The following is a 10,647-nucleotide window of genomic DNA, read 5'->3' as shown; positions in this document are numbered from 1 at the left end:
CCCGGCCGCAGCCGGGTTCCTCGACGAATCGAATCGCGGATGTTTACAGCCGGTCTTCGTGAACGGTGATGGTGAACTGCTTGCGCAGCTGTTCGACGTACGACTGCGTGGCCTCGCCGGCGCGGATCTGCCGAATCTGCTGCTGCAACTGCTGGCGCTGCTCGTCGGTGACTTGTTCAAGGTCGCCTTCGTTGACCTTCTCCACCTGGAACACCAGGTAGCGGCCATCGCCCAGGTCGCTCTTGCCCGCCGACGGCTTGCCTTCCTCGGGTTGCGGCGCGGCGAAGATCGCCTCGTTGGCTTCCGCCGACGGCATCGGCGTGCCGCGCGGCAGGCCGGGAATGGCGTTGGCCATGAACTTCTCCGCCTTGGCCACCTCCTGCAGCGATTCGCCCTTGCGCACGCGCTCCACCACTGCATCGGCCGCCGCCGCCGCCGCCTTGCTCTGGCGATCGGCGCGGATCGCGGCGATCACGTCGTCGCGCACCTCCTGCAGCGGACGCGCCTGCGCATCGGTATGCCCGGTGACCCGGATCACCACGCTGTGGCGCGACCCGATCTCGATCGGGTCGCTGGCGGTGCCGTCCTCGATCAGCGATTCGGAGAACGCCTGCCGCAGCACTTCGGGAGTGGCGGCGATGCCGCTGGCGTCGTTGCGCGAGAACGGCCCCAGCGTCTGCACCTTCAGCCCCAGCGTGGCCGCCGCCGGCTCCAGCGAGGCCGGATTCTTCAGCACCTCGGTGACCAGCGAACCGGCCAGATCGTTGTAGCTGCGATCGACCTGCGCCTCGGTTTCTTCGCGCAGCAGTTCGTCGCGCACCTCGTCGAAGCTCTTGCCGCTGCCAGCCTTGATCTCGTTCAGCTTAAGCACGTGATAGCCGAACTGGGTCTGCACCGGGCCGCGGACTTCGCCAGGCTGCATCGCGAACAACGCATCCTCGAACGGCTTGACCATGATGCCCTTCTCGACCCAGCCGAGGTCGCCGCCGCTGGAGGCCGAACCCGGGTCTTCCGAATTGGCCTTGGCCAGCGCGGCAAAATCCGCGTCTGGCTGCCTGGCCTGTTCGACCAGCGCGGCTGCCTTCTTTTCGGCCGCCTCCCGCGTGGCCGCATCGGCGTCAGCGGGAACGGCGATCAGGATGTGCGAAGCCAGCCGCTGCTCGTTGCTCATGAAGCGGGTCTGTTCCTGCTCGTAGCGCTGGCGCAGCGACTCTTCGCTGGGCGCCTCCGGCGCCGGCAATGCCGCGCCGTCCAGGTCGATGTATTCCAGCGTCACCGTTTCCGGCTTCATGAAATCCGCGGTGTGCTCGTCGTACCACGCATTGACATCCGCGTCGGCGACTTCGCCCTCATCGGCCGGTGGCGGCGGCATCAAGCCCAGGACCACGTCGCGGGTCTCGCCGAGCAGCTTCATCAGCCGCTCGGCTTCCTTGGCAGTGACGAATTCGGAGTCGCCGATCCCCAGCGGCAGCAGCGCCGACTGCAGGCGCTCGCGCTCGCGCTGCTGGAACCCCACCGGGGTCATGTTGTTCATCTGCAGGATCGAGACGTAGGTATCCGGATTGAACTTGCCGTCGACCTGGAACGCGGTCTCCTCGGAGATGGATTTCTGCACGGCCACGTCGCTGACTTCGATCCCCGCCAGGCGCGCGGCCAGCAGCATGGCGCGCTGGTCGATCAACTGCTCCAGCACCTTGCGCTTGTTGTCAGCGGTCTCGAAACCTCGGGCATCGAACGCTTCGCCCTGGATCTGCCGCTGCTGCTGGCGCGCCTGCTCGAACGCAGTGCGGAACTCGTCGACGCTGATTTCCTCGGTTTCCCACAGCTTGGACACCGGCCACCAGGTCGGTGCGGACTTCCACCACGAGGGTGGCGCCTGCACGCGGGCCGCCGAATTGTCGGCGCCGCCGGTCAGGTAGTCGTTCACGCCGACGAAGGCGAACGGGATGATCAGCAACCCGAGCACGAGGGTGGCAACCCAGCCGGTGGTTTTTTCGCGAAGCGTCTGCAGCATGTAATGGAACCCGCAATTCTCGAGCCGAGCAGTTTACCCCGCTTCGGCAGGTCTGGAATGGAGCCGCGCACGGGCGCGAGCCAACAAAAAACCCGCCAGCGGCGGGCTTTTGCATGAGTGGCGGAGCGGACGGGACTCGAACCCGCGACCTCCGGCGTGACAGGCCAGCATTCTAACCAGCTGAACTACCGCTCCGCGCCTTGAAACCTTTCGCTTGCGCCGGCCAGCCGGCTTCGGAAACCGAGGCTGCTCACCGGTGCGGGACCATCCCGGAGGATGGTGGGTGCTGAGGGTTTCGAACCCCCGACCCTCTCCTTGTAAGGGAGACGCTCTACCGCTGAGCTAAGCACCCGGGTGCTCGGCCGGCACCGGATCGGGAGGATCGGTGCCGACGGTCAAACGAGCTGATTAGTTTACTGCATCCTTCAGCGCCTTGCCAGCCTTGAACGCCGGATTCTTCGACGCCGGGATGGTGATGCTGTCGCCGGTCTTGGGGTTGCGGCCGGTGCGCGCGGCGCGGGCGCGAACCTGGAAAGTGCCGAAGCCGGCAATGGCGACGGTGTCGCCCGCCGTCAGCGCCTTGGTGACGCCGGCAATGACGGCATCAACCGCACGGCCGGCATCGGCCTTGCTGAGGCCGGCGGATTCGGCAACGGCGTCGATCAATTCGGTCTTGTTCATTAGAGCTAACTCCCTATGCTTTGGATGCTGCATTGTCGGGTCAGGCCGGCCTCGGGGCCGTTTCCGTGAAGCGGCAAAGTGGTGCCTGACTGCGGATTAGGCCATCGGGCCAAGTGAATTCGATCGCGGCATTGTATATCAGCGCACCCCGGATGGCGCAAGCCGATACTGTGCTAAATGCCGGTATTTTCAGGCTTTTTCACCCAATTATCCTGCATTTAGTGCTTGACATCGGTGCGCGAGGATGACTTGGCCGGAACCCGCTTACCCAGCGGCTCGGCGGTCTTCTTCTTCGTCGCCGGTCCCAGCGGGTGCTCCAGCGCCAGGTCCAGTACCTCGTCGATCCACTTCACCGGCACGATCTTTAGGCCGTCGGTGACGTTGGCCGGGATGTCAGCCAGATCCTTGCGGTTCTCTTCTGGGATCAGCACCGTGGTGATGCCGCCGCGCAGCGCGGCCAGCAGCTTCTCCTTCAGTCCGCCGATCGCCGAGACGCGGCCGCGCAGGGTGATCTCGCCGGTCATCGCCACTTCCGAACGTACCGGCACCTTGGTCAGCGTGGACACCAGCGCGGTGACCATGGCGATGCCCGCACTGGGGCCATCCTTCGGCGTGGCGCCGTCGGGCACGTGCAGGTGGATGTCGTGCTTCTGCAGGAAGTCGATGTCGATGCCGAGGCGTTCGGCGCGCGAACGCACCACCGACAACGCGGCGGTCGCCGATTCCTTCATCACGTCGCCCAGCTGGCCGGTCAACGTCACCCCGCCCTTGCCGGGCACCAGCGCGACCTCGATCTGCAGCAGATCGCCGCCGACCTCGGTCCAGGCCAGGCCGGTGACCAGACCGATCTCGTTCTGCTCTTCGGCACGGCCGAAGTCGAAGCGACGCACGCCAAGGTATTTGTCGACGTTCTTGCCGTCCACCCGGACCGGCGAAGCCTTGCCCTTCTTCTGCGGTTTCGGGCCGGCCAGCGCGAGTTCCTTGACCACCTTGCGGCAGACCTTGGCGATTTCGCGCTCCAGTCCGCGCACGCCGGACTCGCGCGTGTAGTAGCGGACCATGTCGCGCACGGCGTCCCCGGCGACGACCAGTTCCTCCGGCTTCAGGCCGTTGGCCTTGAGCTGCTTGGGAATCAGGTAGCGCTCGGCGATGTGCAGCTTCTCGTCCTCGGTATAGCCGGGGATGCGGATCACCTCCATGCGGTCCAGCAGCGGACCGGGGATGTTCAGCGAATTGGAGGTCGCCACGAACATCACTTCGCTCAGATCCAGATCGACCTCGAGATAGTGGTCGTTGAAGGCGTGGTTCTGCTCCGGGTCCAGCACCTCGAGCAGGGCCGAGGACGGGTCGCCGCGGAAATCCATCGACATCTTGTCGATCTCGTCCAGCACAAACAGCGGATTCTTGCTGCCGGCCTTGTTGAGGTTCTGCACGATCCGGCCCGGCATAGAACCGACGTAGGTGCGGCGATGGCCGCGAATTTCGGCTTCGTCGCGCACGCCGCCCAGCGACATGCGCACGAACTTGCGGTTGGTCGCCTTGGCGATGGTCTGCCCCAGCGAGGTCTTGCCGACGCCGGGCGGACCGACCAGGCACAGGATCGGCCCCTTCATCTGCCGCACGCGCGACTGCACGGCCAAGTATTCCAGAATCCGGTCCTTGACCTTCTCCAGACCGTAGTGGTCGGCATCCAGCAGTTCCTGCGCGGCCTTCAGGTCGCGGCGTACCTTGCTGCGCTTCTTCCATGGCACCCCGAGCAGCCAGTCCAGGTAGTTGCGCACCACCGCGGCTTCGGCCGACATCGGCGACATCTGCTTGAGCTTGTTCAGTTCGGTCTTGGCCTTGGCCGCCACCGCCTTCGGCATGCCGGCCTCGGCCAGCTTCCGGGTCAGCTCCTCCAGCTCGTTGGGCGCTTCGTCCAGCTCGCCCAGCTCCTTCTGGATCGCCTTCATCTGCTCGTTCAGGTAGTACTCGCGCTGACTCTTCTCCATCTGCGACTTGACCCGACCGCGGATGCGCTTTTCCAGCTGCTGCACGTCGATCTCGCCATCGACGAAACCGACCAGCAGTTCCAGCCGCTCGCCGACTTCGGCAGTTTCCAGCAGGCGCTGCTTGTCGGCCAGACGCACGCCGATGTGCGCGGCGATGGTATCGGCCAGCCGGCTGGGTTCGTCGATGCCGCTCAGCGTCTGCAGCAGTTCCGGCGGCAGCTTGCGGTTGGTCTTGACGTACTGCTCGAACAATCCCATCAGCGAGCGCGCCACCGCCTCGAGTTCGCGCGGTTCGCGCACCGACTCGGTTTCGACGATTTCGCCGCGACCGTACAGGCAGCCGTCGCGTTCGGCCACGTCGGCCACTTTCACCCGCTCGGTGCCTTCGACCAGCACCTTGATCGTGCCGTCCGGCAGCTTCAGCAATTGCAGCACCTGGGCCAGGGTGCCGATCTCGTACAGGTCGGCGGCGGCCGGGTCGTCGGTTTCGGCCGATTTCTGCGCCAGCAGGATGATCCGCTTGTCCGCCTCCATCGCCTGTTCCAGCGCGTGCATGGACTTGTCGCGACCGACGAACAGCGGGATGACCATGTGCGGAAACACGACCACGTCGCGCAGCGGCAGCACGGGCAATTCGAAGGTGTCGGGGGCGGAACTCAGGGCCATGGGGGCTCCAGCAACGGGGGGCTTGGGCGCAAGACGCCGATGACCCCGTTATGGGGCCATCGGCGGAAGGATGCAAGGGGAAATCGAGCGGACGGCGCTTTCGCCGCCCCGGCGGACGCAGACGGTTCAGTCGGCCGCGGCAACCTTGGCCTGCGGCGGGTTCTGGTAGATCAGGTACGGCTCGGACTTGTGCTCGATCACCGACTCGTCCACCACCACCTTGCTGACGTTCTCCAGCGACGGCAGGTCGTACATGGTGTCCAGCAATACCGATTCGACGATGGTGCGCAGGCCGCGCGCACCGGTCTTGCGCTTGAGCGCCTTGCGCGCGACCGCCGTCAGCGCGTCCGGGCGGAACTCCAGTTCCACGCCTTCCATGTCGAACAGCTTGCGGAACTGCTTGGTGATGGCGTTCTTCGGCTCGGTCAGGATCTTGACCAGGGCGGCCTCGTCCAGTTCCTCCAGGGTGGCGACCACCGGCAGGCGGCCGACGAATTCCGGAATCAGGCCGAACTTGATCAGGTCCTCGGGCTCGACCTCGGACAGCACCTTGCCGGTTTCGGCCTTCTTCTCGCTGCTCTTGACCTTGGCGCCGAAGCCGATGCCGCTGGACTCGGTGCTGCGCTGCTGGATGATCTTGTCCAGCCCGGCGAAGGCACCGCCGCAGATGAACAGGATGTTCTTGGTGTCCACCTGCAGGAATTCCTGCTGCGGGTGCTTGCGTCCGCCCTGCGGCGGCACGCTGGCCACGGTGCCTTCGATCAGCTTCAGCAATGCCTGCTGCACGCCTTCGCCGGACACGTCGCGGGTGATCGAGGGGTTTTCGCTCTTGCGCGAAATCTTGTCGATCTCGTCGATGTAGACGATGCCCTGCTGCGCCTTGTCGGCGTCGTAGTCGCACTTCTGCAGCAGCTTCTGGATGATGTTCTCGACGTCCTCGCCGACGTAGCCGGCTTCGGTCAGCGTGGTGGCGTCGGCGATCGTGAACGGCACGTTGAGCAACCGCGCCAGGGTCTCGGCCAGCAGGGTCTTGCCCGAGCCGGTCGGGCCGACCAGCAGAATGTTGGACTTGGCCAGTTCGACGTCGTCGTTCTTCTGCCGGCTCTCGATCCGCTTGTAGTGGTTGTACACCGCCACCGCCAGCGTGCGCTTGGCGCGCTGCTGGCCGATCACGTACTGGTCCAGCACCTCGAGGATTTCGCGCGGCTTGGGCAGGCTGCTGCGCGCGGACTGGGCCTTCTCTTCCAGTTCCTCGCGGATGATGTCGTTGCACAGTTCGACGCATTCATCGCAGATGAACACGCTGGGGCCCGCGATCAGCTTGCGCACCTCGTGCTGGCTTTTGCCGCAGAAGGAGCAGTAGAGGATCTTGTTGCTGTCGCCGGAACGGCCCTGACGGTCTTCGCTCATGCTTTGCTTACCACGTCTCCGCCGGTCCGGCGGTGGATTCGGGACCGAGAATAGCACAGGCCCGGGGGGACGCCAGTCCTGCCGGAACCATGCCGCAACGGATTGATTTCAATAAGGAAACGACTCTCAAGCCGCACTCAGCCCGCCTGGATGGAATCGTCCGGGCGACGTTCCAGCACCTGGTCGACCAGACCATAGGCCTGCGCTTCGTCGGCGCCCTTGAAGTTGTCGCGGTCGGTGTCGGTGGCGATGGTCTCCAGCGACTGCCCGGTGTGCTTGGCCAGGATCTGGTTCAGCGACTCGCGCATCTTGAGGATTTCGCGGGCATGGATGTCGATGTCGGTCGCCTGGCCCTGGAAGCCGCCCAGCGGCTGGTGGATCATCACCCGCGAGTTCGGCAGCGCGTAGCGCTTGCCCTTGGCGCCAGCGGCCAGCAGCAGCGCACCCATGCTGGCGGCCTGGCCGACGCAGATGGTGCTGACGTCCGGCTTGATGTACTGCATGGTGTCGTAGATGGCCATGCCGGCGGTGACCACGCCGCCGGGCGAATTGATGTAGAAGCTGATGTCCTTCTCGGGGTTTTCCGCTTCCAGGAACAGCATCTGCGCCACGATCACATTGGCCACGTGGTCGTCCACCGGCCCCACCAGGAAGATCACCCGCTCCTTCAGCAGGCGCGAGTAGATGTCGTAGGCGCGTTCGCCGCGGCTGGTCTGCTCGACCACCATGGGAACCAGGTTGAGGGCTTTGGTGCGGTTATCCACGGCGGACTCCTGCGGGTTCGGGACCCCGCGACATGCGGGGGCGGACGGCTACTGGCGGATCGCTTCCTGGAAGGAGAGCGCCTGCTCGGTGTGCTGGGCGCGCTCGGCGATCCAGTCGATCACCTGCTCTTCCATCACCCGGCTCTGCAGCCCAGCCATCAACTGGGGGTCGTTGCGGTACAACTCAATGACCTGCTCCGGCTCTTCGTAGGTCGAGGCGATCAGGCGCAGGGTCTCGTTCAGCCGCTGCGGCTCCAGCCGCAGCTGGTTGCGACGGGCCACCTCGCCGACCAGCAGGCCGACCAGCACGCGCTTGCGCGCCGCATCCATGAAGCCGTCGACGGCGTTGTCCGGTACCTGCACCTGCTGGCCGTTGCGACGGGCCTGTTCGACCTGTTGCTGCAGCAGGCTGCGCGCTTCGTTTTCGACCAGCTTCGGCGGCATTTCGACTCCGCTCCAGGTGGCGATGATCTGCTCGCCGACCTCGCGGCGCAGGCGGTTGGCCAGTGCGCCCTTCAGCTCGCGCTCCAGGTTGCTGCGGATATCCGCGCGGAACTGCTCCGGGTCGCCGCTCTTGACCCCGAAACTCTTGATGAAGGCCTTGTCGACCTCCGGCAGCACCGATTCAGCCACGTCGGCGACCTTCACGTACACATGGACCTGGCGGCCGGCCAGCTTCGGCACCCGCCAGTCGGCCGGGAAGGTCACCTCGATGTCCTTCTCCTCGCCCTTGGACAGGCCGACCAGGGCGTTCTCGATCTCGCTGAACATGACCCCGGAGCCGATAATCGTGGCGCCCTTCTCGATCCCTTCGGCGGGCAGGCGCTCGTCGCCGGCCTGCGACCAGGTTTCCAGCGCGACGCGGTCGCCGGCCTGGGCGGCACGCTCGACCGGCTTGAACTCGCGCCGCTGCAGGCGCAGGTTCTCGATCATCTGGTCGATATCGGCATCGGTCACTTCGGCCGCGTGACGGATTACGTTCAGCGTGGACACGTCGATATCGCCGAAATCCGGCACCACCTCGAAGGTCGCCACCCAGTCCAGCTCGCCCTCGCCCGCCGGCTCCAGGTTGGGATTGCCGGCCAGCTGCAGTTCCTGCTCGCGCACGGCGGCGCTGAAGGTTTCGCGCAGCAGGCCGTCCAGCGCCTCGGCGCGGACCTGCTTGCCGTAGCGCTGCTCGATCACCTTGGCCGGCACCTTGCCGGGGCGGAAACCCTTGATGCGGGCGGTGCGGGCGATCTCGCGCAGGCGGCCATCGATATGGGTGCCCAGGCGCTCGGCCGGCAGAGTGAAACTCATGCGGCGCTCGAGATTGCCCACCGATTCGACTGAAACTTGCATGCTTGCTGACTCCTGCCGCCGCGGTCGAGCCGCGGCATGACGTGTTGATATCCGGTTGCGGCGCCTGCCCGGAACGGGCCGGCGGCCGGCTGAACGGGACATTTTGGCCGATTATGGCCGCTTCCGCCAGCAGAACGCGGCAGGCCCGAACCTGTCGCCGGGCCGGAACGGCACTGGTGCGAAAGGGGGGACTCGAACCCCCACGCCTTGCGGCACTGGAACCTAAATCCAGGGCGTCTACCAATTCCGCCACTTTCGCGATGCGGCCATTCTAGGGCCAGCCTGCCCCGCCGGGACAAGAAAAAAGCGCCCGGCGAACCGGGCGCTTTCGTTTGGTGGGCCGTCAAGGATTCGAACCTTGGACCTACTGATTAAGAGTCAGCTGCTCTACCAACTGAGCTAACGGCCCGAAAAAGCGGGCGCGCAGTGTAGCAAAACTGCGCGCTTTGGCAATCATCGCTCGCGCGGAAGATTGCGTTGGAGATGGGGTGGCTGAGGGGATTCGAACCCCCGACCACTGGAATCACAATCCAGTACTCTAACCAACTGAGCTACAGCCACCATTGAAACCTGCAGGCGCCCGTCCGTGGAACCCTGCGCTGCCCAAGCATGCCGACGAACCCCGAATGGCGCGCCCGGCAGGACTCGAACCTGCAACCACCGGCTTAGAAGGCCGGTGCTCTATCCGGTTGAGCTACGGGCGCAATGGAACGATCGCGGTTGCCGCAGCCGATTGTCGCATCCCGACCGCCCGGAAGCACCCGCCGCAACCGACTGCCGAAGCAACCAGCCGCCAGACTGGTCGGGGTAGAGGGATTCGAACCCCCGACCCTCTGCTCCCAAAGCAGATGCGCTACCAGACTGCGCTATACCCCGACACGGGTTCCGGCATGGCGGCCAGGCCGCCAACGCGGCCGCGTATTGTCGGTAACCGGCGGGCGCGCTGTCAAACCGGTCGGAAATTGGTGAGGTATCCTTCAGCCATCCCCTTTCGCAATGGAGTCGTCCATGTTCCGCAGCGGCAATCCCGCCCTCAAGGAGTCCACCTTCCTCGACCTGGGCAGCGGCACCGTCGTTTCCCGCAATGCCGGAACGATGACCCTGAACGGTACGGTCAACAAGACCGGCTTCCTACTGCTGCTCACCGTGCTGACCGCGGCCTTCGCCTGGAGCCAGGCCTTCGGCGCCGACGGCCAGATCGCTCCCGGCTTCAGCGCCTATGTCTGGGGCGGCATGATCGGCGGCTTCGTGCTGGCCATGATCACGGTGTTCAAGAGCCAGTGGTCGCCGGTCACCGCACCGCTGTACGCGCTGGTCGAGGGTTTCTTCCTCGGTGCGATCTCGGCCCTGTACAACCATCTGTACGAGGGCATCGTGCTGCAGGCAGTGATGCTGACCTTCGGCACCCTGTTCGCGCTGCTGCTCGCCTACCGCAGCGGCCTGATCAAGGCCACCGAGAACTTCAAGCTCGGTGTGGTCGCGGCAACCGGCGGCATCGCGCTGGTCTATCTGGCCACCATCGTGCTGGGCTTCTTCGACATCCGCATCCCGTTCATCCACGATTCGGGACTGATAGGCATCGGCTTCAGCCTGTTCGTGATCGTGATCGCGGCGCTGAACCTGGTGCTGGACTTCGACTTCATCGAATCCGGGGTCGAGGCCGGCGCACCGAAATACATGGAGTGGTACGGCGCCTTCGGCCTGATGGTCACCCTGGTCTGGCTGTACATCGAATTCCTGCGCCTGCTGGCCAAGCTGCAGTCGCGCAACTGATCGACCT

General features: G+C 65.2%; 6 protein-coding genes, 7 tRNA genes and 1 pseudogene. 1 reads left to right on the top strand and 13 read right to left on the bottom strand.

Annotation, left to right across the window (positions count from 1 at the left end):
• Positions 1 to 43 precede the first annotated feature (43 nt).
• The 13 genes and pseudogenes from CSC70_RS07245 to CSC70_RS07185 all read right to left on the bottom strand — a co-directional run bounded on the left by CSC70_RS07245 (position 44) and on the right by CSC70_RS07185 (position 9,743).
• On the bottom strand, positions 44 to 2,014 hold the full coding sequence (locus tag CSC70_RS07245) for a SurA N-terminal domain-containing protein (RefSeq protein WP_162456001.1): 1,971 nt from the start codon (positions 2,012 to 2,014) through the stop codon (positions 44 to 46).
• A 118-nt stretch (positions 2,015 to 2,132) separates the two neighbouring features.
• Positions 2,133 to 2,209, bottom strand: a tRNA-Asp gene (locus CSC70_RS07240).
• Positions 2,210 to 2,291: 82 nt separating this feature from the next.
• Positions 2,292 to 2,366 (bottom strand) — tRNA-Val (locus tag CSC70_RS07235).
• Positions 2,367 to 2,422: 56 nt separating this feature from the next.
• Positions 2,423 to 2,749, bottom strand: a pseudogene (locus tag CSC70_RS07230) (HU family DNA-binding protein); the annotation flags it as partial.
• Between the two features lie 164 nt (positions 2,750 to 2,913).
• Positions 2,914 to 5,352 carry an endopeptidase La gene (gene lon, locus CSC70_RS07225; protein WP_162455999.1) on the bottom strand — a complete coding sequence of 813 codons (2,439 nt, stop codon included), beginning with the start codon at positions 5,350 to 5,352 and terminating at the stop codon, positions 2,914 to 2,916.
• Between the two features lie 126 nt (positions 5,353 to 5,478).
• Positions 5,479 to 6,762 carry an ATP-dependent Clp protease ATP-binding subunit ClpX gene (clpX, locus tag CSC70_RS07220; RefSeq protein ID WP_162455998.1) on the bottom strand — a complete coding sequence of 428 codons (1,284 nt, stop codon included), beginning with the start codon at positions 6,760 to 6,762 and terminating at the stop codon, positions 5,479 to 5,481.
• Between the two features lie 137 nt (positions 6,763 to 6,899).
• Positions 6,900 to 7,526, bottom strand: a complete 627-nt coding sequence (gene clpP / locus CSC70_RS07215) for an ATP-dependent Clp endopeptidase proteolytic subunit ClpP (RefSeq protein WP_162455997.1) — start codon at positions 7,524 to 7,526, stop codon at positions 6,900 to 6,902.
• A 48-nt stretch (positions 7,527 to 7,574) separates the two neighbouring features.
• Positions 7,575 to 8,867 (bottom strand): trigger factor, encoded by a 1,293-nt coding sequence (tig, locus tag CSC70_RS07210; protein ID WP_162455996.1) that lies wholly within the window; start codon positions 8,865 to 8,867, stop codon positions 7,575 to 7,577.
• A 174-nt stretch (positions 8,868 to 9,041) separates the two neighbouring features.
• Positions 9,042 to 9,126 (bottom strand) — tRNA-Leu (locus CSC70_RS07205).
• A gap of 74 nt (positions 9,127 to 9,200) precedes the next feature.
• Positions 9,201 to 9,276: transfer RNA gene (locus CSC70_RS07200), tRNA-Lys, on the bottom strand.
• Positions 9,277 to 9,351: 75 nt separating this feature from the next.
• A tRNA-His gene (locus tag CSC70_RS07195) sits at positions 9,352 to 9,428 on the bottom strand.
• A 66-nt stretch (positions 9,429 to 9,494) separates the two neighbouring features.
• Positions 9,495 to 9,571 (bottom strand) — tRNA-Arg (locus CSC70_RS07190).
• A gap of 95 nt (positions 9,572 to 9,666) precedes the next feature.
• Positions 9,667 to 9,743, bottom strand: a tRNA-Pro gene (locus CSC70_RS07185).
• A gap of 132 nt (positions 9,744 to 9,875) precedes the next feature.
• Here CSC70_RS07185 and CSC70_RS07180 point away from each other — a divergent pair.
• Positions 9,876 to 10,640, top strand: coding sequence for a Bax inhibitor-1/YccA family protein (locus tag CSC70_RS07180; RefSeq protein ID WP_162455995.1), 765 nt, complete (start codon positions 9,876 to 9,878; stop codon positions 10,638 to 10,640).
• Positions 10,641 to 10,647 lie beyond the last annotated feature (7 nt).

It is taken from the genome of Pseudoxanthomonas kalamensis DSM 18571, assembly GCF_010211745.1.
Taxonomy (GTDB): domain Bacteria; phylum Pseudomonadota; class Gammaproteobacteria; order Xanthomonadales; family Xanthomonadaceae; genus Pseudoxanthomonas_A; species Pseudoxanthomonas_A kalamensis.
This window is presented reverse-complemented; position numbering and strand designations above follow the sequence as displayed.

Coding starts and splice junctions, on each gene's coding strand:
- lon (WP_162455999.1), bottom strand. CDS start 5,352: ATGGCCCTGAGTTCCGCCCCCGACACCTTCGAATTGCCCGTGCTGCCG.
- CSC70_RS07245 (WP_162456001.1), bottom strand. CDS start 2,014: ATGCTGCAGACGCTTCGCGAAAAAACCACCGGCTGGGTTGCCACCCTC.
- clpX (WP_162455998.1), bottom strand. CDS start 6,762: ATGAGCGAAGACCGTCAGGGCCGTTCCGGCGACAGCAACAAGATCCTC.
- tig (WP_162455996.1), bottom strand. CDS start 8,867: ATGCAAGTTTCAGTCGAATCGGTGGGCAATCTCGAGCGCCGCATGAGT.
- CSC70_RS07180 (WP_162455995.1), top strand. CDS start 9,876: ATGTTCCGCAGCGGCAATCCCGCCCTCAAGGAGTCCACCTTCCTCGAC.